Annotated in this window: 23 protein-coding genes; 15 read left to right on the forward strand and 8 right to left on the reverse strand. The window is 62.1% G+C overall.

Annotated features, from left to right (window positions below; genetic code table 11):
* Window positions 1-44: 44 nt before the first annotated feature.
* Both HKD27_RS07290 and HKD27_RS07295 read left to right on the forward strand, forming a co-directional pair.
* The gene (locus tag HKD27_RS07290) at window positions 45-1,376 is read left to right on the forward strand and encodes an NCS2 family permease (protein WP_194689192.1); all 1,332 of its coding nucleotides are present in this window, start codon (window positions 45-47) and stop codon (window positions 1,374-1,376) included.
* A gap of 58 nt (window positions 1,377-1,434) precedes the next feature.
* Entirely contained in the window at window positions 1,435-2,211 is a 777-nt protein-coding gene (locus HKD27_RS07295) for a hypothetical protein (RefSeq protein WP_194689043.1), read from the forward strand.
* 126 nt (window positions 2,212-2,337) lie between these two features.
* Here HKD27_RS07295 and HKD27_RS07300 read toward each other — a convergent pair whose 3' ends face one another.
* Entirely contained in the window at window positions 2,338-2,817 is a 480-nt protein-coding gene (locus HKD27_RS07300; RefSeq protein WP_062494805.1) for a hypothetical protein, read from the reverse strand.
* A 9-nt stretch (window positions 2,818-2,826) separates the two neighbouring features.
* Window positions 2,827-3,171, reverse strand: coding sequence for a hypothetical protein (locus HKD27_RS07305; protein ID WP_062494808.1), 345 nt, complete (start codon window positions 3,169-3,171; stop codon window positions 2,827-2,829).
* A 168-nt stretch (window positions 3,172-3,339) separates the two neighbouring features.
* Between HKD27_RS07305 and HKD27_RS07310 the strand changes: the two genes are divergently transcribed.
* From HKD27_RS07310 to HKD27_RS07345, 8 genes are all read left to right on the forward strand, one after another.
* On the forward strand, window positions 3,340-3,594 hold the full coding sequence (locus HKD27_RS07310) for a sulfurtransferase TusA family protein (protein WP_062494810.1): 255 nt from the start codon (window positions 3,340-3,342) through the stop codon (window positions 3,592-3,594).
* A gap of 97 nt (window positions 3,595-3,691) precedes the next feature.
* Window positions 3,692-3,943: an exodeoxyribonuclease VII small subunit gene (locus HKD27_RS07315; RefSeq protein WP_011251836.1), complete on the forward strand. Its 252-nt coding sequence runs from the start codon at window positions 3,692-3,694 to the stop codon at window positions 3,941-3,943.
* Window positions 3,940-4,845, forward strand: a complete 906-nt coding sequence (locus HKD27_RS07320; protein WP_062494812.1) for a polyprenyl synthetase family protein — start codon at window positions 3,940-3,942, stop codon at window positions 4,843-4,845. Before HKD27_RS07315 ends, HKD27_RS07320 begins: the two co-directional genes overlap by 4 nt.
* Before the next feature lie 4 nt (window positions 4,846-4,849).
* Entirely contained in the window at window positions 4,850-6,832 is a 1,983-nt protein-coding gene (gene dxs, locus HKD27_RS07325) for a 1-deoxy-D-xylulose-5-phosphate synthase (RefSeq protein ID WP_194689044.1), read from the forward strand.
* Window positions 6,833-6,839: 7 nt separating this feature from the next.
* On the forward strand, window positions 6,840-7,601 hold the full coding sequence (locus tag HKD27_RS07330; protein WP_194689045.1) for a TlyA family RNA methyltransferase: 762 nt from the start codon (window positions 6,840-6,842) through the stop codon (window positions 7,599-7,601).
* Window positions 7,602-7,668: 67 nt separating this feature from the next.
* A complete protein-coding gene (rlmN, locus tag HKD27_RS07335) occupies window positions 7,669-8,898 on the forward strand; it encodes a 23S rRNA (adenine(2503)-C(2))-methyltransferase RlmN (protein WP_194689046.1) in 1,230 nt (409 codons plus the stop codon).
* 77 nt (window positions 8,899-8,975) lie between these two features.
* The gene (locus tag HKD27_RS07340; protein WP_062033017.1) at window positions 8,976-10,208 is read left to right on the forward strand and encodes an argininosuccinate synthase; all 1,233 of its coding nucleotides are present in this window, start codon (window positions 8,976-8,978) and stop codon (window positions 10,206-10,208) included.
* A 26-nt stretch (window positions 10,209-10,234) separates the two neighbouring features.
* Entirely contained in the window at window positions 10,235-10,735 is a 501-nt protein-coding gene (locus tag HKD27_RS07345; protein ID WP_194689047.1) for an FKBP-type peptidyl-prolyl cis-trans isomerase, read from the forward strand.
* A gap of 25 nt (window positions 10,736-10,760) precedes the next feature.
* On the opposite strand, the gene HKD27_RS07350 is transcribed toward HKD27_RS07345, so the two are convergent.
* Window positions 10,761-11,303, reverse strand: a complete 543-nt coding sequence (locus HKD27_RS07350) for a thymidine kinase (RefSeq protein ID WP_062269827.1) — start codon at window positions 11,301-11,303, stop codon at window positions 10,761-10,763.
* Between the two features lie 94 nt (window positions 11,304-11,397).
* Here HKD27_RS07350 and HKD27_RS07355 point away from each other — a divergent pair, with 94 nt between their 5' ends.
* Window positions 11,398-11,883, forward strand: coding sequence for a cytochrome c (locus tag HKD27_RS07355; protein ID WP_370544253.1), 486 nt, complete (start codon window positions 11,398-11,400; stop codon window positions 11,881-11,883).
* A gap of 48 nt (window positions 11,884-11,931) precedes the next feature.
* Window positions 11,932-12,921, forward strand: a complete 990-nt coding sequence (trpS, locus tag HKD27_RS07360) for a tryptophan--tRNA ligase (RefSeq protein ID WP_194689048.1) — start codon at window positions 11,932-11,934, stop codon at window positions 12,919-12,921.
* Window positions 12,922-12,925: 4 nt separating this feature from the next.
* Here trpS and lpxB read toward each other — a convergent pair whose 3' ends face one another.
* From lpxB to rpmI, 5 genes are all read right to left on the reverse strand, one after another.
* Window positions 12,926-14,173 (reverse strand): lipid-A-disaccharide synthase, encoded by a 1,248-nt coding sequence (gene lpxB / locus HKD27_RS07365; protein ID WP_194689049.1) that lies wholly within the window; start codon window positions 14,171-14,173, stop codon window positions 12,926-12,928.
* Window positions 14,170-16,638, reverse strand: coding sequence for a phenylalanine--tRNA ligase subunit beta (gene pheT / locus HKD27_RS07370; protein ID WP_194689050.1), 2,469 nt, complete (start codon window positions 16,636-16,638; stop codon window positions 14,170-14,172). Before pheT ends, lpxB begins: the two co-directional genes overlap by 4 nt.
* Window position 16,639: 1 nt before the next feature.
* Window positions 16,640-17,710 (reverse strand): phenylalanine--tRNA ligase subunit alpha, encoded by a 1,071-nt coding sequence (gene pheS / locus HKD27_RS07375; RefSeq protein WP_194689051.1) that lies wholly within the window; start codon window positions 17,708-17,710, stop codon window positions 16,640-16,642.
* Between the two features lie 97 nt (window positions 17,711-17,807).
* Window positions 17,808-18,164 carry a 50S ribosomal protein L20 gene (rplT, locus tag HKD27_RS07380; RefSeq protein WP_011251849.1) on the reverse strand — a complete coding sequence of 119 codons (357 nt, stop codon included), beginning with the start codon at window positions 18,162-18,164 and terminating at the stop codon, window positions 17,808-17,810.
* A gap of 13 nt (window positions 18,165-18,177) precedes the next feature.
* Entirely contained in the window at window positions 18,178-18,378 is a 201-nt protein-coding gene (gene rpmI, locus HKD27_RS07385) for a 50S ribosomal protein L35 (RefSeq protein WP_046901279.1), read from the reverse strand.
* 310 nt (window positions 18,379-18,688) lie between these two features.
* Here rpmI and HKD27_RS07390 point away from each other — a divergent pair, with 310 nt between their 5' ends.
* The 3 genes from HKD27_RS07390 to HKD27_RS07400 all read left to right on the forward strand — a co-directional run bounded on the left by HKD27_RS07390 (window position 18,689) and on the right by HKD27_RS07400 (window position 22,241).
* Window positions 18,689-21,115, forward strand: a complete 2,427-nt coding sequence (locus tag HKD27_RS07390; RefSeq protein ID WP_194689052.1) for a glucose/quinate/shikimate family membrane-bound PQQ-dependent dehydrogenase — start codon at window positions 18,689-18,691, stop codon at window positions 21,113-21,115.
* 134 nt (window positions 21,116-21,249) lie between these two features.
* Complete coding sequence (locus tag HKD27_RS07395; RefSeq protein WP_194689053.1) at window positions 21,250-21,903, forward strand: energy transducer TonB; 654 nt, start codon at window positions 21,250-21,252, stop codon at window positions 21,901-21,903.
* Window positions 21,904-22,010: 107 nt separating this feature from the next.
* Window positions 22,011-22,241 (forward strand): hypothetical protein, encoded by a 231-nt coding sequence (locus HKD27_RS07400; protein WP_011251853.1) that lies wholly within the window; start codon window positions 22,011-22,013, stop codon window positions 22,239-22,241.
* The last annotated feature ends 34 nt before the right edge of the window (window positions 22,242-22,275 follow it).

Genomic DNA, 22,275 nt, shown 5'->3' on the forward strand with positions numbered 1-22,275 from the left:
TATAGCTTGGCCCAGCCATTCCCTGCCCCCGGAGCATCCGCTTGCTGCTATCCAGACTCGACCGCTGGTTCCATATCACGGCCCGCGGTTCAACGATCCCGCGTGAGATCATTGCCGGACTGACGGTTTTCGGGGCCATGGCCTATATCGTGGCCGTCAATCCCGCCATTCTCTCGGCGGCGGGTCTGGACCGCCATGACATGGTCATGACGACCATCGCCGGTGCAGTCGCCGGCACGCTCCTGATGGCACTCTGGGCCAAGCTCCCGATTGCCCTTGCCCCGGCCATGAGCAGCAACGTCCTGTTCGCGCAGGTTGTCGTCCAGCAGGCTCATGTCAGCCCGCGCACGGCCTTCACGGTCGTTCTGTTCAGCGGCCTGTGCTTTACGGCTCTTTCCCTCAGCCAGATCCGCCAGCGCATCATCCGCGGTTTTCCGCCCTCGATCGTCCTCGGTATCCAGATCGCCCTGGGTGCCTTCATTGCCCGGATCGGGCTGACAACAGGCGGGATCGCCGTCCCCTCATCCGAAGGTCTGACGTTTGGATCCCTGAGCAACCCGTCCGTTCTACTCAGCATGGCAGGTGTCGTCCTGAGCGCCATCCTCGTGGTGCTGCGTGTCCCGGCAGGTCTGCTCATCGCCATTCTGGCCATCACCATGGCCGGCCTCTTCATCCAGACACCTTCCGGCCCGATCACGCATCTGCCCGCGCAGCTTCTGGACTGGCCGCACTACCCGACCAACCTGTTCCTGCCCTTCGATTTCCACGAATATTTCTCCCATCTCGGCCTGCTCGTCCCCATCACCCTGTATTTCCTGCTGAGTGATTTCTTCGACGCAACCGCGACCATGATGAGCGTCGCCCACCGCGCCGGTCTGGACGGAACGGTCGAGAAACCCGCTCTCGATCATCGTGCCTTCGGCTCCGACGGTGCCGCGAGCATCATCGGAGCGTCGCTCGGAACCTGCACCGTCTCCGCCTATGTCGAGAGCCTTGCAGGTGTTGAAGCCGGTGGTCGCACAGGACTGAGCGCGCTGGTCGTCGCCGTCCTGTTCGCACTGTCTTCGGTGTTCTGGCCGCTCATCACCGCCATTCCGGCCATCGCCACCGCCCCCGTGCTCATTCTCGTGGGTCTGAACATGCTCGGCAGCCTCAGCCGGGTCGCCGAAACGCCCGCAGAAGCCATTCCGCCTCTAACCATGCTGCTCATCGCAGGTGTGACGGGCAATTTCATGCTGAGCCTGTCGTGCGGCCTGCTGATCTACACCGCGCTCGCCATCGCCATGCGCCAGTTCCAGCGCCTGACGCCCATCGTTCTCGGCCTGGATGCCGCCTTCGTCTTTTACATGATCCTCCAGGCCCACATGGGCGCATGATCACTTTCCAGACGCAGTTTTAATCCTTTTTTCATGACTTCCGGGCAGGCTGTCTGTCATGATTTCCTGCCCCGCCACACCCCGCCACGTCTTCATTGCCACACCCTGCTTCGGTGGCACCGTCACACTGAGCTATATGCAGTCCCTCATCGGCTGCATGGCCGCAGCCCCGGTCCATAACCTGCAACTGACGCTCTCGACCATCGGAAGCGATGCCCTCATCACACGGGCACGGAACACGCTGCTGCAGCAGTTCGTGACCATGACCGATGCGTCCCATCTTCTCTTCATCGACAGCGACATCGGATTTTCCATTACCGATATTCTCGCCCTTCTGGATGCAGATCGCCCCCTGATCGGCGGGACTTACCCCCTGAAATCCCATTACTGGGACCGGGATACAGACCGTTTTATCGCCGCCGGAGAACCCGCAGCCACGGCCAGCCTGCGTTATGTCGGAGACTGCACAGCGCTTCATGACGGAACCGCACCCGGCGAGATCGCAACCGTCTCTTATATAGGGACCGGCTTCATGCTCATGACGCGCCAGATGGTGCGCGACATGATCGCCCATTATCCGGAAACGCGTTACAGTCGCATTGACGCCAGAACCGAAGGCAGCAGTCCGGACGCCCCGTCCTCAGACGCCTACGCCCTTTTCGACTGCCTGATCGATCCCGAAACCCGCACCTATCTTTCCGAAGATTTCGCGTTCTGCCGCCGCTGGATCGCAATGGGTGGAAGCGTCTCGCTGCACCGCGGCCTTTCCCTGACACATACCGGCAGCACGACATTCAAAGGTGACCTGGCCATCCGGACCCTGCCCCTTTCCTGATTCCCAACCTGACCCGATCCGATTTCCGACGCCACTTGCCACTATTCGGTCATATTGAAACGGTTTAAGCACTCATGCGGTGTCGGGAGCGTGATGCATACATTCCCCGACACCGCTCCCCCATATTCAGACCATGACCGCCTGCCGGAAATACGGAATATTACTGAGCGGATCCGCCGCACCCGCAGCCGTATTGTAATACTGCTTGTGAAAACGGCTGAGAGCGGCCGGATCACTCGTCGACGGCAAGGGTGCCGAAACCCGGTAATACCGGATACGCGCCATCGCGGACGCATATCTCAGGTTTGAAACCAGTTGCGCGCTCCTCGGCAGATCCTGCGAAAGCATCCCCTGCAGAATCCGCTCAAACCGCTTTCCAACCGGATAACACAGAAAATTGACCCAGCAGTCGTCATGCGTCGCAGGCTCCATCTGCCACAGTCCCAGGGCCGGCCCCCCACCGATCTGCCTGACATAAGTCCCCCGGCTCTCCGCCAGAGCCGTTCCCGTCACCAGATTGACCGCGACCTCCCCATCAAGTCCCAGCGCCGCCAGCGCCGGAGCAACCACCAGATGCTTGAGCTGGCCCGCATCAATTCCGCTCATGCCGCCCTCTCATTTCGTGCTCAGGGACAGGGCAAAATGCACCATGCCCGTCCCCAGAATGGATGTTGCCAGCGTGATGATCCCGGTAATGACCGCCCGCCCCCCGATCAGGCGATCCAGCTTGCCGTTGACGACACGATTCCCCTCGTCAACCTTCGCTTCCAGCAGCTTCATCTGATCCCGCAGAGACGAGATTTCCTGCCGCATCTCGGTCCGCAGGTCCTCGTACCGGTCCGACAGCCCGCCTGCGATCGTCTCCAGCCGCAGAACCCGGTCCTCAAGCATCCGAAGCGTATAAGCGCGTCTCTCATTCCCATCAGCCAGACTGATTGTCAGGCCTTCCCTGTCCGACATGCCGTCCCCCAAATAAAAAAAGCGCTCCCCGAGGGGAACGCTTTTGTGGCATTAAGCCATTAATGTAGAAACAAACACACCGTTTATCAACGAAAACCTGAAAACCACCATCTGGCACAGGAAAACCCGCCTTGGCCCTCTTGGCGGATAGGCGCATAATAATACCCCATGAACGCTTCCCCGACAGAAACACTCCTTGATCTGCGTGGCCTGGCCTGTCCGATGCCTGTTCTCAAGGCCAACCGCGCCCTTCGCGACATGCCGCCCGGTGCAAAACTGCGCATCCTGGCGACGGACCGCGCATCCGTGGCCGATTTCCAGTCCTACTGTCGCGAAACCGGCCATGCGCTCATTGCGTTTACGGACACCGCAGGCGTTCTTTCCTTCATGATCCGGCGACGTGCAGAAACGTCACCGTCCTGAAGAAACTCCAGCGTTCCCATGCTCGGGGCTGGCAAAACCTGTCTTCTGCCTGTAATCCCCTCGCTACCTTGTTCCAAAGTGTGCCTTGAGGCTTTTCATGCCCGAACCCATTGATGCCATGTCTTTCGAGGATGCCCTCTCCGAACTGGAGCGGATCGTCCGCGGCCTTGAAGGCGGCCAGATGAAGCTCGAGGACGCTATTTCCGCCTATGAACGCGGTGCTGCCCTGCGCAGGCACTGTGATGCGAAGCTGGGAGAGGCCGAGATGCGTGTCCGCGCCATCGTGCAGAACGATGACGGCACGACAGGCACGGAGCCTCTTGCCGATACCGGAGAGTCCGGCCGATGAATGCCCCTACCACGTCTGTTTCCCTGAAGGACGCGCTCGCCCGCGCCTGTTCCGAGATCGAAAACACGATCGATACCCTGCTACCCATGGTGCCAGGTGACGAGTCTGTTCTCCTCGATGCCATGCGCTATGCGGCCCTCGGCGGCGGCAAGCGGCTGCGTGGCTTCCTGGCTGTCGAAGTGGCAACACTCTTCGGCGCAGACCGCAAGGCCGCCCTGCGTGTCGCCGCATCGGTTGAACTGCTGCACGCCTATTCGCTGGTGCATGACGATCTGCCGTCCATGGACGATGACGACCTGCGACGCGGCCGGCCGTCCACGCACAAGCAGTTTGACGAAGCCATCGCCATTCTGGCCGGTGACGCTCTTCAGACCCGCGCGTTTGAAATTCTCGTCGAGCCTGAAACCAGCCCCAACGCGACCGTCCGCGCCAATCTGGCCCTTGCGCTAGCACAGGCTTCCGGATCGGCTGGCATGGTCGGCGGTCAGGTCATCGACATCCGCGGCGAAGGCCGCGCCCTCCCGCTGGACCAGGTCCGTCGTCTGCACGCCCTGAAGACCGGTGCCCTCATCCGCTATGCCGCCGAGTCCGGTGCCATCCTCGCCGATGTGGACGACGCCCGCCGCGCCGCCATCGTCGCCTATGGCCGCGATCTCGGTACCGCCTTCCAGGTTGCGGACGACGTTCTGGATTCTACAGCAACCGCCGAGGAACTCGGCAAAACCGCAGGCAAGGACGAAGCCAGCGGCAAATCAACCTATGTCTCCCTGCTTGGCATTGACGGTGCCCGCGCCGAAGCCCGTCGCCTGAGCGACCGGGCCCGGGAGGCCCTTTCATCTTTCGGTGCACAGGCCGACGCCCTCAGGGCTCTGGCAGATTATGTCGTCGAGCGCAGGAACTGATCCCATGAGCAAGAAGACCTCCACGATTCCCACCTATGGCCGCTATCCGGAGCTGGATCGCGTCCGCTTCCCTGCCGACATGCGGAACCTGTCCGTCGACCAGCTCAAGCAGCTTGCCGATGAACTGCGCTCTGAAACCGTTGATGCCGTCTCCACCACGGGTGGCCATCTCGGCGCGTCTCTCGGCGTGGTCGAGTTGACCGTCGCCCTGCACGCCGTCTTTAACACGCCGGACGACCGCATCATCTGGGACGTCGGACACCAGGCCTATCCGCACAAGATCCTGACGGGCCGCCGCGACCGCATCCGCACCCTGCGCCAGCCCGAAGGCCTGTCTGGCTTTACCCGCCGCGCGGAAAGCGAATACGACCCGTTCGGCGCGGCTCATTCCTCCACGTCGATTTCGGCCGGACTCGGCATGGCTGTCGCGCATCACCTGCGCGCGGAAGAAGACCCGAGCTATCACGAGCGCAACGTGATTGCGGTGATCGGCGATGGCTCGATTTCGGCTGGCATGGCCTATGAAGCCATGAACAACGCCGCTGTCGCAGGCCCCGGCGCGAACCGCCTGATCGTGGTGCTGAACGACAACGAAATGTCGATCGCCCCGCCCGTCGGCTCGATGTCGGACTACCTGTCCCGCCTCATGTCCTCGCGCCAGTTCTTCAGCCTGCGCGATCTCGCCGGCAAGGTCGCCAAGCGCCTTCCGGGCAAGATCGAGCGCACCGCCAAGCGCGCCGAAGAATATGCCCGCGGCATGATCACGGGCGGTACGCTGTTCGAGGAACTCGGTTTCTATTATGTCGGCCCGGTCAACGGCCACGACATGAGCCAGCTCGTGCCGATCCTGCGAAACCTGCGCGACGCCGACGATCAGGGCCCGATCCTGCTGCACATCATCACCGAGAAGGGCCGCGGCTACAAACCCGCTGAAGCCGCTGGTGACAAGTACCATGCCGTCAGCAAGTTCAACGTGGTTACGGGCGAGCAGAAGAAGGCACCGGCCGGTCCGCCGAGCTACACGTCCATCTTCAGCCGTGAACTGATGCGTCGCGCCAAGACCGACGACAAGCTGATCACGATCACGGCCGCCATGCCGTCCGGCACCGGCCTGAACGCCTTTGCCAAGGCCTATCCGGACCGCTTCTTTGACGTCGGCATTGCCGAACAGCACGCCGTCACCTTCGCTGCCGGTATCGCATCCGAAGGTCTGCGCCCGTTCTGCGCGATCTATTCGACCTTCCTGCAGCGTGCTTACGATCAGGTCGTCCATGACGTCGCCCTGCAGAACCTGCCGGTCCGCTTCGCCATTGACCGCGCTGGTCTGGTCGGCGCCGATGGCGCCACCCATGCCGGTGCCTTTGACCTGAACTATCTGTGCTGCCTGCCGAACATGGTGGTCATGGCGCCGTCCGACGAAGTCGAACTGCTCCACGCCACAGCCACGGCCTGCGAATACGATGCCGGCCCGATCGCTTTCCGCTATCCGCGCGGTAACGGTATCGGCCTCGATCTCCCGGAAAAGGGCGAAGTTCTGGAAATCGGCAAGGGCCGCATCGTGCGCGAAGCACGCCGGGCACCGAATGCCCGCGGTGGCGTCGCCATCCTGTCGCTTGGCCCCCGCATGCACGACTCCCTGCGCGCCGCTGATCAGCTCGCTGCACAGGGCGTCCCTGTCACGGTCGCCGATGCCCGCTTCGCCAAGCCGATCGACAAGGCACTCATCGAGGATCTCGCGCGCCAGCACGAAGTCTTCATCACGATTGAAGAAGGCGCCATTGGCGGCTTCAGCAGCCTCGTCGTTCAGCACCTTGCCGAGACCGGCCTGCTGGACAAGGTGAAGTTCCGTCCGATGGCCCTGCCGGATCGCTACATCGATCACAACACGCAGGATGCCCAGTACGAGGATGCGGGCCTGAGCGCACCGCATATCATCCGCACTGCGGCGGACGCCCTCGGCGTCGAAGTCGCCCAGCAGTCCGCCTGAACGACTGATGGCCAAACGCCGCGCCGACCAGCTCCTCGTTGACCGGGGGCTGGTCGAAAGCCGGACACGGGCGCAGGCCCTGATCATGGCGGGCCTCGTCTATACGAGTGACCGCCGGATCGCGAAGGCCGGCGACCAGCTCCACGAAGACGCGCCCCTCGCCCTCAAGGGGCAGGATCACCCCTGGGTGTCGCGTGGCGGCCTCAAGCTGATCCACGCCATCGAACATTTCGGGCTGGACCCGAAAGGCCGCATCGCAATCGACGTCGGCGCCTCGACAGGCGGCTTCACGGACGTCCTGCTGACCCATGGAGCCGAAAAGGTCTATGCCGTGGATGTCGGACATGGCCAGTTGGCATGGAAAATCCGCTCGGACGAACGCGTCGTCGTCCTGGAAAAGACGAACGCCCGCGCCCTGACGTCCGAGCAGATCCCCGAGCCCGCCGGGATCGTGGTCTGCGACGCCAGCTTCATCGGCCTGCGCACCGTCCTGCCTGCTGCTCTTGAACTCACGACGCCGGATGCCTGGGCCATCGCGCTCATCAAGCCCCAGTTCGAAGCAGGCCGCGGGGAAGTCGGCGCAAAAGGCGTCGTCCGGGACCCGGCCGTCCACGACCGTGTCTGCGAAGAAATCCGGGAATGGTTCGCAGCCCTCCCCGGCTGGGAAGTCCTCGGGATCGAGGCCAGCCCCATTACCGGCCCCGAAGGCAATCGCGAGTTCCTGATCGCAGCCCGCAAAACCGGTACGACACAAGCCGCCGCGGAATAGTTTTACGGGGAAGACCGCGCTTTTCCTTTGGAACTGCGGGTCTTCCCCGTGCTATGGCTCCGCCGCCATGACAGCCGTAATCCATCCCGATATCCGCCCCCGAATCAATTCCGTCGCCTCTGACGACCTGAACGCTGCCGAGCGCGAGCGCATCCATGCGAAATCCGCCCTGTTCGCGCCGCCCGAGGCACGCCTTTCGGACGGGCGGCGCGATCTGGTGGGCCTGTCACGCGAAGAACTGGCCGCGCTGATGACGGAAATCGGCGAAAAGCCCTTCCGCGCCAAGCAGCTCTGGCACTGGATCTACCATCAGGGCGCGACCGACTTCTCGGCAATGACGACCATCGCCAAGCCCATGCAGGCCAAACTGGCCCAGCATTTCGTCGTCAGCCGCCCCACGACCGCAACCGAACAGACCTCTGTGGACGAGACGCGCAAGTTCCTCTTCCGCTTCCGCGACGGTCAGGAAGCCGAAACCGTCTACATCCCGGATCGTCGGGAAGACCGCGGTGCCGTCTGCATTTCCTCACAGGTCGGCTGCACCCTGTCCTGCACCTTCTGCCACACCGGCACACAGAAACTCGTCCGTAACCTCGGTCCCGCCGAGATCGTCGGCCAGTTCATGGCAGCCCGCGACAGCTACGGCGAGTGGCCCAGCCCGAGCGCAGACATGCCGCGCTACCTGTCCACCATCGTCCTGATGGGCATGGGCGAACCGCTGTACAATTACGAAAATGTCGCCAAAGCCATGCGGATCATCATGGACGGCGAAGGCATCGCCCTGTCCCGCCGCCGCATCACGCTCTCGACGTCCGGCGTGGTCCCGATGATGGACCGTTGCGGCGATGAGCTTGGCATCAACCTCGCCATCTCCCTGCACGCCGTGACCAACGAACTGCGCGACCAGATCGTACCGCTCAACCGCAAATACCCGATCGAAGAGCTGATTGCCGCCTGCCGCCGCTATCCGGCCGCGTCCAACTCCCGCCGCATCACTTTCGAGTACATCATGCTCCGTGGCGTAAATGACAGCGAAGCCGATGCCCGCGAACTTGTGCGTCTGATCCGTGACCTGCCGGCCAAGGTGAACCTGATCCCGTTCAATCCCTGGCCGGGCTCGGATTTCCAGCCTTCGACCCGTCAGCAGCTCACGAAATTCGCCAACATCGTGATGGACGCCGGCTTCGCCTCTCCCATCCGCACCCCACGCGGTCAGGACATCCTTGCGGCCTGCGGTCAGCTGAAGACCGAAAGCGAGCGCGAGCGCCAGCGCCGGTCCACCACCCCCGACGCCTGACATTCGCCCGGTTTCCCTCTTCCCCCCGAGATGCTAGAAACGCTTCTCAAACGAAACACACCAAGGACCACGCAGTTATGAGCGCCCACCAGGACGTCAAGAAAGTTGTGCTCGCCTATTCTGGCGGCCTGGACACTTCGGTTATCCTCCGCTGGCTCCAGAAGACCTATAATTGCGAGGTGGTCACCTTCACCGCCGATCTCGGCCAGGGCGAAGAGCTCGAACCCGCCCGCAAAAAGGCTGAGATGTTCGGCGTCAAGGAGATCTTCGTCGAGGATCTGCGCGAAACCTTCGTCAAGGATTTCGTGTTCCCGATGTTCCGGGCCAACACGCTCTATGAAGGCCAGTACCTGCTGGGCACCTCCATCGCCCGCCCGCTGATCGCACAGCGCCAGATCGAGATCGCCGAAGCCGTCGGCGCCGATGCAGTGGCTCATGGTGCAACCGGCAAGGGCAACGATCAGGTCCGCTTCGAGCTTGGCTATTACTCCCTCAAGCCGGACGTAAAAGTCATCGCCCCCTGGCGCGAGTGGGATCTGACGTCCCGCACGAAGCTTCTCGCCTTCGCCGAAGAGAACCAGATCCCCGTCACGAAGGACAAGCGCGGCGAAGCGCCCTTCTCCGTGGACGCGAATCTTCTGCACTCTTCCTCCGAGGGCAAGCTGCTTGAAGATCCGTCGATCGCCGCCGAGGAAATCGTCTTCCAGCGCACCATCTCGCCGGAAGCCGCCCCCGACGTCGCAACCGAAATCGCCATCGATTTCGTCAGTGGTGACCCGGTTGCCATCAACGGCGTCGAAATGACACCGGCAACCCTGCTGACCCGTCTCAACGAGCTGGGCCGTGACAACGGCATTGGCCGTCTCGACATCGTGGAAAACCGCTTCGTGGGCATGAAGTCCCGCGGCATCTACGAGACGCCGGGCGGCACGATCCTGCTGGCGGCCCACCGCTCCATCGAAAGCATTACGCTCGACCGCGAAGCTGCCCATCTCAAGGACAGCATCATGCCGCGCTATGCCGAGATCATCTATAACGGCTTCTGGTTCTCGCCCGAGCGCCGGATGCTTCAGGCCCTCATCGACACCAGCCAGCATTCCGTGACCGGCCGTGTCCGCATGCGCCTGTACAAGGGCAATGTGACCTGCGTGGGTCGTGAAAGCCCGCACAGCCTGTATGATACCCGCGTCGTGACTTTCGAGGACGACGAAGGCGCCTATAATCAGCAGGATGCCCAGGGCTTCATCAAGCTCAACGCCCTGCGTCTGCGGCTTGGCGGCCAGATTGGCCGTCGCGGCGGCACGCTCTGATTTCTCAACTGACTCCCTGGGGGACCATGACCAGTCTGATCCGTCTCACATCCGCTTTCGCCCTGTGTGGCGCCCTCGCCCTGACAGGGTGCGCAGGTGGCCACAAGCAGGTGGATGATTCCGACCTGACACCCGCGCAGTTCATGGCGAAAATCCATGCTGAACCCGGTGTCAAGACCCTGCCGGACGGCCTGTCCTACAAGGTTCTCCAGTCGGGTCCCAAGGATGGTGAAAGCCCCCGTCACGGCTCCACCATCATGGTCATCTACGAAGGCCGCCTCCCCGATGGCGGCATCTTCGACAGCTCTGACCAGCATGGCAGCGGCGCCTATATGGAAATGCCGCTCGACGGCCTCGTGCAGGGCTGGCTTGAAGCGCTGCCCATGATGCATGTCGGTGACGAATGGATGCTCTACCTTCCGCCGAATCTCGGCTACGGCAAGCGCTCCATGGGCATCATCCCGCCCAACAGCCCGCTGATCTTCAAGATCCGTCTCCTGGGCGTCAATAACGGCGGCCAGCAGTAACAGTCGCCCCCTTCCGGATCAGGCCTCAGGGTCTGTCCGGAAGGGTCCAGTGCGCATCACAGCGCGCCTCGTAAAGTTCCTGATCGCCCGTCTCCAGCAGATGCCCGGTCTCGTGGGTCTTCGCAGTCCACGCTGCGGGAGCTCCACAGACATGGCAGCGCGCCGTCAGGGCAATGACCTCATCCGCTTCATCCATCAGGCGTGTCATGACGTCGAACGGCACACGCCGGTAATCGGTATCCAGCCCCCCGACCGTCACATCCGCACCCCGCGCACGCGCAGCCCGGATATCCTCAACGATATCGCCATGGTAATGCGGCGCCACCCAGAACTGCCCCTCATCCAGAACGATATGACTGTAGCGGTCCGCATCCCCGGGCCAGGCATTCGCGGAAACAGCCGCAAGATGCGACCCGTCCCGACTCACCAGCTCCGAACCATCGCGCGTATCAAACCCGGGCTTGAGCGCCAGAACATCCGTCTGCCGCTTTGCCGCGGCAATCAGATGCGCGGATTTGCCCGCAAACATGGGCCCCACATACAGTACAAGACGTCCCCTGACGGTCATGATTGCTCCTTCCGATAGCGCCATGAGCCCTATTCCGACCGTTTTGCCAAGCCCGGCCTTGCTGAAACGCCTCTGAAAATGCCACAACGACAGTGTGATCAGAATTGACCCCGCTATCCGGCTTCCCCTGTTTCTCGCCATTTCCATGGTGATTGTCTTCGTGATCGGCCATGCGTGGGAAAACCGTATCCAGGCCCCGCGCGAATACTCCAATGAGTGCAGCATCTGCCATCACGGCGGCCATGGTCAGGTCTCTGAAATCGCCCCCATTTTCGGACGCGTCGGCCCGATTGCACAAACGCCTGCCGGTCATCACTATCTCGTCGATGTCCTGCTTTACGGACTGGACGGCTCCATCACGGCTGGCGGTGGCCACTACAACGGTGCCATGCCGTCTTTCCAGCGTCTGCCTGACGACGAGATCGCCCGTATCCTGACCTTCGTCGCGAGTCAGGAAATGTCCGGCAGTGCTCCAACCTTCACTGCTGCGGACATTGCCGCCGCCCGCACACATCCGATGTCTGCATCCGAGGTTCTGCAGGAACGCCAGAAGCTGGACCTGCAGACGCCCGTTCGATGAAACGCATCCCCCCTTCCCTGATTTTTTCAGAAACTGAAGACTGAATTCATGCAGCGCGTATTTTCCGGCATCCAGCCAACCGGCATCCCCCATCTGGGCAACTATCTCGGAGCGATCCGCAACTGGGTTACGCTGCAGGCAGATCATGACTGCGTCTTCTGTCTGGTGGACCTGCATTCCATCACCATGCCCTGGGACCCGCAGACCCTGCGCGAGCAGACGCTGGGCTCAACAGCCTGCCTGCTCGCAGCGGGTATCGAGCCCACGCGCCTGTACAACCAGTCCGCTGTCAGCGCTCATGCCCGCCTCGGCTGGATATTCAACTGCGTCTCCCGCCTCGGCTGGCTCAACCGCATGACGCAGTTCAAGGACAAGGCTGGCAAGAACCGCGAGAACCACTCGGCTGGCCTGTATGTCTATCCGAACCTGATGGCCGCCGACATTCTTGCTTTCCACGCGACCCGCGTGCCCGTGGGCGAAGACCAGCGTCAGCATATCGAGCTCACCAACGATATCGCCCAGAAATTCAATCACGACATGGGCGTGGAGTTCTTCCCGCAGGTCGAGGCATTCATTCCCCCTGCCGCAGCCCGCGTCATGAGCCTGCGCGACGGCAGCAAGAAGATGTCCAAATCCGACCCGTCCGAGCAGAGCCGGATCGTCCTGACGGACACGGCGGACGACATTGCCCTGAAAATCCGCCGCGCCAAGACCGATTCCGAACCGCTTCCCAGCGAAATGGAAGGCCTGAGCGAGCGTCCGGAAGCCCGCAATCTCGTCTCGATCTATGCTGCGATGTCGGATGAAACGCCGGCCGCTGTCCTCGGCCGTTTCAGCGGTCAGGGCTTCGGCCCGTTCAAGAACGCCCTCGCTGACCTTCTGATCGAGCGTCTGGCCCCAGTTGCCAGCGAAACACAGCGCCTGCTTCAGGACGAGGCGCATCTTCTGTCGGTCCTGCGCGCCGGCGCCGAACGCGCCAACAGCATTTCCGAACCGATCGTCCGGGAAGCCGAACGTCTCGTCGGCTTCCTGCGCTAGGATTTCAGCTTCTGGACGACCGGGAAACCGGTTCGTTCAGAAGATCCATAATCTCGGCCGCCGCAGCATCCGCAGGTGTCCCCACAGGCGGCGAGAGCCTATCGAGCACATCGGCAAATGCCATGCGCTGCTTTTCCACCATCTGCGGATCGCTCAGCAGCTTCGAAACCGTCTCGGCCAGCTTCTTTGGCGTGCAGTTTTCCTGAAGCAGTTCAGGCACCACTTCCCGCCCTGCCAGCAGATTGACCATCGCCACATGCGGCACCTTGATCAGACGCCGCGCAATCGTCGCCGTCACCGGGTTGACGCGATACGTCACCGCCATCGGCACATTACCCATCGCAAGCTCAAGCGTGGACGTCCCTGACTTGGTCAGTGCGCACTGTGCCGCCGCAAACGCATCATGCTTGTCATGAATGTCAGTGACGATATGCGGCTGGATCGGCCATTTGCGGATCAACTGGCGGATCGTCGGCGCAATCACGGGCGCCACCGGAATGACCGGACAGATATCCGGATACTGCACCCGCAGGATATCCAGCATTTTGCGGAACACCGGCAAAAGCCGGGGCGCTTCCGAACGCCGGCTGCCCGGCATCAGGATCACGACCGGCGCATGAGCCGGAATATTGTGCCGCAGCCGGAAACGCTGGGCATTCCCCTGCCGCACACCGGACTGAAGCACCGGATGCCCGACAAACCGCCCTTCCAGCCCACGCTGCGCAAACCAGTCCGGCTCAAACGGCAGAAGACAAAGCAGCCTGTCCCAGAGCCCCGGAAACTCCTTGACCCGGTTTTCGCGCCAGGCCCAGACCTGCGGCGCGACATAATGCACGCGCTTGATACCTGAGCGCTCAATTTTCTGAAGCAGACGCAGAGTAAAGCCGGGGCTATCGATCGTCACGACCAGATCCGGCTTGCGCAGCTCGATATCCTGCACGGCTTCGAGCAGACGCTGAGAGAGCTGGCGCAGACGGGGCACGACCTCGACCAGTCCCATAACCGCGAGATCGCTCATGGGAAACAGGCTATGCAGGCCGAGCGCTTCCATACGCCCGCCCCCGACACCGGCAAACACCAGCGACGGGTCCTGCGCATGGAGTGCCTGCATGAGACGCGCACCGATCACGTCCCCACTGGCCTCACCCGCCAGAATCCAGATCACCCGCCCGTAACGGGGCAAGGGCGTGGCCTTTTGGGAAGGGTCCGCCGAGGACTGTCCGTCAGATCCGGATTCTGGAAGAGAGTTCATCGACGCAGCACAGCCCCTGTTGCCTTGAGAACCGCAGCTTCCACCGATTTGGAAACCGCTTCAAGCTGCGTATCCGTAAGACTCTCGCTCTGTGGCTGCAAGACCACTTCCACGCCGAGCGAACGATGCCCTTCCGGCAGACTGCCGCCCTCGAACACGTCAAACAGCCGGACATCCTGCACCAGATTGCGATCCGCCATCCGTGCGGCCTTCAGAACCGCCTGGATTTCCACATCCGGTCCCGCAACGAAAGCGAAGTCACGACGGACAGGCTGCAACGGCGACAGGACAGGCGCGGCTTTGCGCTTGGCCTTCGGCAGCGGCACCTGATCCAGATAGACCTCAAACGCCACCACGGTTCCGCTCAGTCCCAGCGCCCGCGCTACACGCGGATGCAGTTCACCAAACGTCCCCAGAACCATCTTCGGCCCCTGCCGCACCTGGCCCGACCGGCCCGGATGATAGAATCCAGGGGCATCAGCCGTGACCGACAGCGCCGCTTCCGGCACTCCCAGTGCCACCAGAGCAGCGGTCAGATCCGCTTTCGCCTCCCAGAGCGTCGCTTCATGCGCCGCAACACCCGGCTCACGCGCCGTCAGACCAGCCCGCAGACCCGCCAGACGCAGATGCTGTCCGGTCGCATCGAAGCTCGGCCCAACCTCGAACAGCGCACCCTCGCCCGACAGGCCCAGACCACGGGCCAGATTGCGTGACAGGGCCCGCGCCAGATTGATTAGTGGCGTCGGACGGAGCTGATCCAGATCAGTCGCGATCGGATTCAGCAGATGCTGCGTTTCCGGCACATCGCCGAACAGAGCCGCATCATCCTGCGCCACGAACGAGAACCCGACCGTCTCGGTCAGTCCGCGTGCCGCACAGACACGACGCAGCAGAGCCGCACGCGCCTGAAGCGGCGTGACAGCCGGAGCCGGCACAACCGTCGTCTGCGGCAACGCAACCGCCGGAACATTGTCCAGCCCGTAAAGCCGCAGCACTTCCTCAAGCAGATCGCATTCCGCTTCCATCGCCTGAACGTGGCTGGCAGCGCGAATGGCCACGTCTTCATCCAGCGTCGGGGCCTGTGCCAGAACCTGTCCCGAGGCAATGTCATTGCGCCAGGACGGCACCAGGAACGTCGCGGCGTCTTCCGTCCGTTCCGTCACCTCAAAGCCCAGATGCTCAAGGGAGCGCACGGCATCGTCAGCCGCGATATCCACACCACCCAGCGTCTTCAGACGCTCGAACCGCAGCGTCGCCGTCCGTTTCCAGTCCGGCAGGGCGCCAGCCTCGGTGATCTCGCTGACTTCACCGCCACACAGATCGCGGATCATGACCGTCGCGGCTTCAAGTCCGTTGAGAACCTGCGCCGGATCAATCCCGCGCTCGAAACGCTGCCGCGCATCGGTGTGAATGGCCAGACGACGGCCCGTCAGGGCAATCCGCACAGGATCGAAGAGGGCGGATTCCACGAACACATCGGTCGTGTTCGCATCCACGCCGCTGCTCTCACCACCAATCAGCCCGGCGAGCGACTGCACACCGGCTTCATCGACAATGACCATGTCCTCGGTGCCAAGCACATATTCGCGCCCATCAAGCCCCGTAAAGGTCTCACGGGCCGCATGCGTCACCGTCAGCGTATCGCCTTTAAGTTTTGCAACATCAAAGACATGCAGCGGACGGCCGAGATCATAAGTGAGGTAGTTCGTCACATCGACGAGCGCCGAGATCGGCTTGACCCCGACCGATTCCAGACGACGCTGCAGCCAGTCCGGGCTCGGCCCGTTCTTCACACCCCGGATCACACGCCCGACGATATACGGGCAGGCCGGATGCTCGGTCTTCCACGTCAGCGGCGACGGAAAATCCCCTTCCATCGCTTCGGTCAACCAGGGCTTCAGATGCCCGATCCCGCCAGCTGCCAGATCCCGCGCAATGCCCCGGATGCTGAGTGCGTCACCACGGTTGGGCGTGATGGCGATTTCGATGACCGGATCATCCAGCTCGGCATAAGCGGCATAAGACTCTCCGATCGGAGCTGTTTCGGAAAGTTCGGCAATGCCATTGCTTTCCTCACCGATCCCGAGCTCACGGAGCGAACACAGCATGCCGCCGCTGTCCTGCCCGCGGATCTTGCCCTTCTTGATGGTGATATCGAGCCCCGGAACATACGTGCCCGGCGTCGCAAAGATCACATGCAGACCGGCCCGCGCATTCGGCGCACCGCAAACGACCTGCACATCTTCAAAGCCGGCGCCCGCAGCAACGCGGCAGACCTGAAGCCGGTCCGCATCCGGATGACGATGCGCTTCGACGATCTTGGCCGTCCGGAAACCCACCAGACGGTCAGCGGGGTTTTCAACGCCTTCGACCTCAAGCCCGATGACATTCAGCCGGGCACAGATCTCTTCGACAGAAGCTGTAAAATCAAGATGTTCGCGCAGCCAGGAAAGAGAGAACTTCATGTCACACGCCCTCCGTCAGCGTGGCAGGCGAGAACGCCGAAAATCCGTAATGACGCAGCCAGCGCAGATCGCTTTCGTAGAAAGACCGCAGATCAGGAATGCCATTCTTCAGCATCGCCAGACGCTCAATCCCCATCCCGAACGCAAAACCCTGCCATTCGGCCGGATCAAGCCCACAGTTCGCCAGAACCCGCGGATGGATCATCCCCGATCCCAGAACTTCCAGCCAGTCAGAGCCGCCACCGATCTCGCCAGTCGCCTTCGACCAGCCGATATCAACTTCCATGGAAGGCTCGGTGAACGGGAAATAGGACGCCCGGAAACGGACAGGCAGGTTCGGCTTGTCGAAATAAACGCGCAGGAACTCGATCAGGCAGCCCTTGAGATGGCCAAGCGTGATATTGCGATCGACCACGAGGCCTTCGCATTGATGGAACATCGGCGAATGGGTCGCGTCATGATCGGCACGATAGGTACGACCCGGTGCAATGATCCGGATCGGTGGCTTTGAGCCGAGCATGGTGCGGATCTGCACACCAGAGGTCTGCGTCCGCAGAACCCGCGGCTCCCCGCCCTCATTCTTCGGTGGCAGATAGAACGTGTCGTGCTCGGTCCGGGCAGGATGATGCTCCGGCGTATTGAGGGCCGAGAAATTATGCCACTGGCTCTCGATATCCGGCCCTTCGGCAACGGAGAAGCCCATCGCGCCGAAAATGGCCGTCATTTCCTCAATGGTCCGGCTGATGGGATGGATGGTGCCCGTGACAACCGCAGGCGCCGGCATCGTCACGTCCACGCGCTCGGAGCGCAGACGGGCCTGAAGCGCCTCTTCCTCGATATCGCGCCCACGGGCCTCGATAGCTGCCGTCAGCTCGTCACGCAGTCGGTTCAGCGCCTGACCGCGCTCTTTGCGCTCCTGCGGCTCCAGCCTGCCCAGCTGTTTGAGCAGACCGGTCAGCGCACCGGACTTGCCCAGCGTTCCGACGCGGATCGCGTCCCACTGGGCGCGATCCTGCGCTCCGGCCAGCGCAGCCAGCGTGTCATTTCTGAGTATATCGAGATCGTCAGCCATACCGCCCATCCCCTGCAGCACAAAACAAAACGGGCCGTCCTGATAACAGGACGGCCCGCCAGTCACCAGACCCCCAGGGGGATCAAGCCGGAAAAGCTCAGCCGAGAGCGGCCTGGGCCTTCTTCACGATTTCACCGAAAGCGGCGCTATCGTCAAAAGCGATGGCGGCGAGGACCTTACGGTCGATCTCGATGCCAGCCTTGTCCAGACCATTGATGAAGCGGCTGTACGTCAGACCATGCTCGCGGACGGCAGCGTTGATACGCTGGATCCACAGGGCGCGGAAATCACGCTTCTTGTTGCGACGGTCACGATACGCATAACGCAGCGCCTTCTCGACGCGCTCCAGAGCAATACGGTAGTTCGTGGACGAACGGCCGCGATAGCCCTTGGCGAGCTCGAGAACCTTCTTGTGACGGGCGTGCGACGTTACGCCCCGCTTGACACGTGCCATTTACCTTATCTCCTCAGAGCCCGTAGGGCGCCCACTGCTTGATTGTCTTCGCATCCATGTCCGTCATGGTCTGGGGACCACGGTTGGTGCGCTTCATCTTCTGCGGACGGTTGATAAGGCCATGGCGCTTGTTGCCCGGGCCACACATCACTTTGCCGGTCGCGGTGATCTTGAACCGCTTCTTGACCGACGACTTGGTCTTCATCTTGGGCATTTCGGTCTCCCTCGCCGTAAACGATTGGTCCTGCATCCTGCAGAGACTCTGCACGGCCGGGCATGCCACTCGTGGCCCGGACGCGTGCGCGGAAGCGGTGTCCTTATCGTAAGCCCAAGTGGCCTGCAAGCGCATTATTTTCTTGAACGCTCAATCATAAGTCCTTCCTTTCCTCAAGTCACGACGACGTGAAAGTCCTCACAGTGACGTGAGCAAGATGAACCTTCTGACATCTTGACCCTTGACCTGCATCCATGTGCTTTGTCCGGAAGTCACCGTGATGCATCAGAACAACAGATCCAGGAACATCATGAGCACAATTTCCCGGCCAGGGCTCTGGGCCCTGATAACGGCCGCGGTATTCGCGCTTTGCGGCGCGATCCTTACCGTTGGCGGCGCATGGGTCGCTGCCATCGGCGGCCCTCTTTATTATGTCATCCTTGGCCTGGCACTTCTCGCCACGGCTTTCCTCTCATTCCGGCGCAATCCGGCTGCCCTCTATCTGTTCGCAGTCGTCGTCTTCGGAACGGTCATCTGGGAACTCACCGTTGTCGGTCTCGACATCTGGGCCCTGATCCCGCGCTCGGACATCGTCATCATCCTCGGCATCTGGCTGCTGCTGCCGTTCGTCTCGCGCCAGATCGGTGGCACGCGGACGACCGTCCTGCCGCTCGCCGGCGCCGTTGGCGTTGCGGTTCTGGCCCTGTTCGCCAGCCTCTTCACCGACCCGCATGACATCAGCGGCGAACTGCCGACGCAGATCGCAAACGCCTCCCCCGCCGACCCGGACAACGTTCCGGCCAGCGAGTGGCACGCTTATGGTCGTACGCAGGCCGGTGACCGCTGGTCCCCGCTGAACCAGATCAATGCGACGAACGTCAGCAACCTCAAGGTCGCATGGCATATCCACACCAAGGATATGATGAACTCCAACGACCCGGGCGAAGCGACGAACGAAGCGACGCCGATCGAGTTCAACAACACGCTTTATATGTGCTCACTGCATCAGAAGCTGTTTGCGGTTGATGGTGCCACCGGCAACGTCAAGTGGGTCTACGATCCGAAGCTCCAGATCAACCCTGGCTTCCAGCATCTGACCTGCCGTGGCGTCAGCTTCCACGAAACGCCGGCCAATGCCATGGATTCCGATGGCAATCCTGCTCCGACGGACTGCGCCAAGCGCATCATCCTGCCGGTCAATGATGGCCGTCTGGTTGAAGTCGATGCCGACACGGGCAAGACCTGCTCCGGCTTCGGCAACAATGGCGAGATCGACCTGCGCGTTCCGAACCAGCCTTACACGACGCCTGGCCAGTACGAGCCGACGTCCCCGCCGGTCATCACAGACAAGCTGATCATCGCCAACAGCGCCATCACCGATAACGGTTCGGTCAAGCAGGCTTCGGGCGCCACGCAGGCATTCGACGTCTACACCGGCAAGCGCGTCTGGGTGTTCGATGCGTCCAACCCGGATCCGAACCAGCTTCCGGATGAGAGCCACCCTGTCTTCCACCCGAACTCGCCAAACTCCTGGATCGTGTCGTCCTACGACGCCAACCTGAACCTCGTGTACATCCCGATGGGCGTGGGGACTCCCGACCAGTGGGGCGGTGACCGCACGAAGGATTCCGAGCGTTTCGCTCCGGGTATCGTTGCGCTGAACGCCGATACGGGCAAGCTCGCCTGGTTCTACCAGACCGTTCATCACGATCTGTGGGACATGGACGTTCCGTCCCAGCCGAGCCTCGTGGATGTGACACAGAAGGACGGCACGCTTGTTCCGGCCATCTACGCTCCGACCAAGACCGGCGACATTTTCGTCCTCGACCGTCGTACCGGCAAGGAAATCGTCCCGGCTCCGGAAACCCCGGTTCCCCAGGGTGCTGCTCCGGGTGACCACACCAGCCCGACCCAGCCGATGTCGCAGCTGACCCTGCGTCCGAAGAACCCGCTGAACGACTCCGATATCTGGGGCGGCACGATCTTCGACCAGATGTTCTGCAGCATCTATTTCCACACCCTCCGCTACGAAGGCCCCTTCACGCCGCCGTCGCTCAAGGGCTCGCTCATCTTCCCGGGTGATCTGGGAATGTTCGAATGGGGTGGTCTGGCCGTCGATCCGCAGCGTCAGGTGGCTTTCGCCAACCCGATTTCCCTGCCGTTCGTCTCTCAGCTTGTTCCCCGCGGACCGGGCAACCCGCTCTGGCCTGAAGAAAATGCCAAGGGCACGGGTGGTGAAACCGGCCTGCAGCACAACTATGGCATCCCGTATGCCGTCAACCTGCATCCGTTCCTGGATCCGGTGCTGCTGCCGTTCGGCATCAAGATGCCGTGCCGCACGCCGCCCTGGGGCTATGTCGCCGGTATTGACCTGAAGACCAACAAGGTCGTCTGGCAGCACCGCAACGGCACCCTGCGTGACTCGATGTATGGCAGCTCCCTGCCGATCCCGCTGCCGCCGATCAAGATCGGTGTCCCGAGCCTCGGTGGCCCGCTCTCCACGGCTGGCAATCTCGGCTTCCTGACGGCGTCCATGGATTACTACATCCGTGCGTACAACCTGACGACGGGCAAGGTGCTGTGGCAGGACCGTCTGCCGGCTGGTGCTCAGGCAACGCCGATCACCTATGCCATCAACGGCAAGCAGTACATCGTGACCTATGCAGGCGGACACAACTCGTTCCCGACCCGCATGGGCGACGACATCATCGCCTACGCCCTGCCCGATCAGAAATGATCTGACAGGCCCCTCGGGGACATGAAAAAGGGGAGGTGCCATCAGGCATCTCCCCTTTTTTCGTTCCGGCAGACTGGCGGAAGATATAATCGTTACATAGAGTAACAAAGTTACTTCCCGATGAGAGACACATCATGAGACTGTCCGTCATCCGCCCGCTTCTGGCCCTGACCCTCCTTCTTGCGGGCAGCAGCCTGTCCGCACAGGCCGAAGACCATCCTCTCGGCGCGATGCTGGATCCCCATCATCACAGCCCTCTCATTTACCCGCCGGCCGAACTTGAGTTTCACAAAAGCGGAACGGCCCATGTCCGCTGCACCATCAGCGCTGCCGGAATAGCCACCGCCTGCCAGTCTTCCGCCTCACAACCGGATTTCGGCCTCGCAGCCGAGCAGATGGCCTACAACTCGACCTTCCTGCCCGCCTACCAGAACAGCGTGGCCGTGCCCGGCACATGGGAGAAGACCTACACCTTCCATGCCTCGCCCGACCTGACGACGCCGGTGCTCGACAAGGCCCATACGCCCCCGCCCCATTATCCCGAAGCCGCCGACACTGCCGGAATTGGCGGTCACATCACCGTCCTCTGTCAGATCGACCCAATGGGCGCCGCGCATGACTGCACCGTCAGTGACGGCCCGCCCATCCTGCAACGCGCTTCGCTCGCCTATTTCAGCCTCGCCAGATACTACCCGGCTCTTAAGGACGGACAGCCCATCACGGCACAGTATCGGGGGAATATCACCTGGGACACGACCCACCCCGTGGACCAGCAGGGTTTCCGCTAGTCTGCCGGTACAAGACAGCTTGCACGCCGCTCGCAACGTATTGCATTCTTTTCTGAAAGCCGGGACGCGTTCCCCGTAACCCGGCACCGCTCTGGAGATCATACCCCATGCCGTTCCGTCGCCTCTCCGTTGCCGCCCTCGCCGTTCTGGCGCTCGGTACCCAGATGGCCCACGCCAAGCCCTGTCGCGACGACAAGGGCAAGTTCACGAAATGCGAAGCTCCCCAGAAGCCGAAGCCCTGCCGGGACGCAAAAGGGAAGTTCACGAAGTGCCCGACAACCGCCAGCGGCACGACAGCTGCGACCAGCGCCACTCCGTCGGCAAGCCACCCGCAGTAAGATTATAATCTCTGCAAGAAAAACCCCCGCCGGC

The organism is Gluconobacter sp. R75690, assembly GCF_015244525.1.
In the GTDB taxonomy this organism is placed as follows: domain Bacteria; phylum Pseudomonadota; class Alphaproteobacteria; order Acetobacterales; family Acetobacteraceae; genus Gluconobacter; species Gluconobacter potus.

Bases quoted from the DNA above. Each gene is read 5' to 3' on its own strand.
- HKD27_RS07295 (WP_194689043.1), top strand. From the start codon at position 1,435: ATGATTTCCTGCCCCGCCACACCCCGCCACGTCTTCATTGCCACACCC.
- HKD27_RS07300 (WP_062494805.1), bottom strand. From the start codon at position 2,817: ATGAGCGGAATTGATGCGGGCCAGCTCAAGCATCTGGTGGTTGCTCCG.
- HKD27_RS07305 (WP_062494808.1), bottom strand. From the start codon at position 3,171: ATGTCGGACAGGGAAGGCCTGACAATCAGTCTGGCTGATGGGAATGAG.
- HKD27_RS07310 (WP_062494810.1), top strand. From the start codon at position 3,340: ATGAACGCTTCCCCGACAGAAACACTCCTTGATCTGCGTGGCCTGGCC.
- HKD27_RS07315 (WP_011251836.1), top strand. From the start codon at position 3,692: ATGCCCGAACCCATTGATGCCATGTCTTTCGAGGATGCCCTCTCCGAA.
- HKD27_RS07320 (WP_062494812.1), top strand. From the start codon at position 3,940: ATGAATGCCCCTACCACGTCTGTTTCCCTGAAGGACGCGCTCGCCCGC.
- dxs (WP_194689044.1), top strand. From the start codon at position 4,850: ATGAGCAAGAAGACCTCCACGATTCCCACCTATGGCCGCTATCCGGAG.
- HKD27_RS07330 (WP_194689045.1), top strand. From the start codon at position 6,840: ATGGCCAAACGCCGCGCCGACCAGCTCCTCGTTGACCGGGGGCTGGTC.
- rlmN (WP_194689046.1), top strand. From the start codon at position 7,669: ATGACAGCCGTAATCCATCCCGATATCCGCCCCCGAATCAATTCCGTC.
- HKD27_RS07340 (WP_062033017.1), top strand. From the start codon at position 8,976: ATGAGCGCCCACCAGGACGTCAAGAAAGTTGTGCTCGCCTATTCTGGC.
- HKD27_RS07345 (WP_194689047.1), top strand. From the start codon at position 10,235: ATGACCAGTCTGATCCGTCTCACATCCGCTTTCGCCCTGTGTGGCGCC.
- HKD27_RS07350 (WP_062269827.1), bottom strand. From the start codon at position 11,303: ATGACCGTCAGGGGACGTCTTGTACTGTATGTGGGGCCCATGTTTGCG.
- trpS (WP_194689048.1), top strand. From the start codon at position 11,932: ATGCAGCGCGTATTTTCCGGCATCCAGCCAACCGGCATCCCCCATCTG.
- lpxB (WP_194689049.1), bottom strand. From the start codon at position 14,173: ATGAACTCTCTTCCAGAATCCGGATCTGACGGACAGTCCTCGGCGGAC.
- pheT (WP_194689050.1), bottom strand. From the start codon at position 16,638: ATGAAGTTCTCTCTTTCCTGGCTGCGCGAACATCTTGATTTTACAGCT.
- pheS (WP_194689051.1), bottom strand. From the start codon at position 17,710: ATGGCTGACGATCTCGATATACTCAGAAATGACACGCTGGCTGCGCTG.
- rplT (WP_011251849.1), bottom strand. From the start codon at position 18,164: ATGGCACGTGTCAAGCGGGGCGTAACGTCGCACGCCCGTCACAAGAAG.
- rpmI (WP_046901279.1), bottom strand. From the start codon at position 18,378: ATGCCCAAGATGAAGACCAAGTCGTCGGTCAAGAAGCGGTTCAAGATC.
- HKD27_RS07390 (WP_194689052.1), top strand. From the start codon at position 18,689: ATGAGCACAATTTCCCGGCCAGGGCTCTGGGCCCTGATAACGGCCGCG.
- HKD27_RS07395 (WP_194689053.1), top strand. From the start codon at position 21,250: ATGAGACTGTCCGTCATCCGCCCGCTTCTGGCCCTGACCCTCCTTCTT.
- HKD27_RS07400 (WP_011251853.1), top strand. From the start codon at position 22,011: ATGCCGTTCCGTCGCCTCTCCGTTGCCGCCCTCGCCGTTCTGGCGCTC.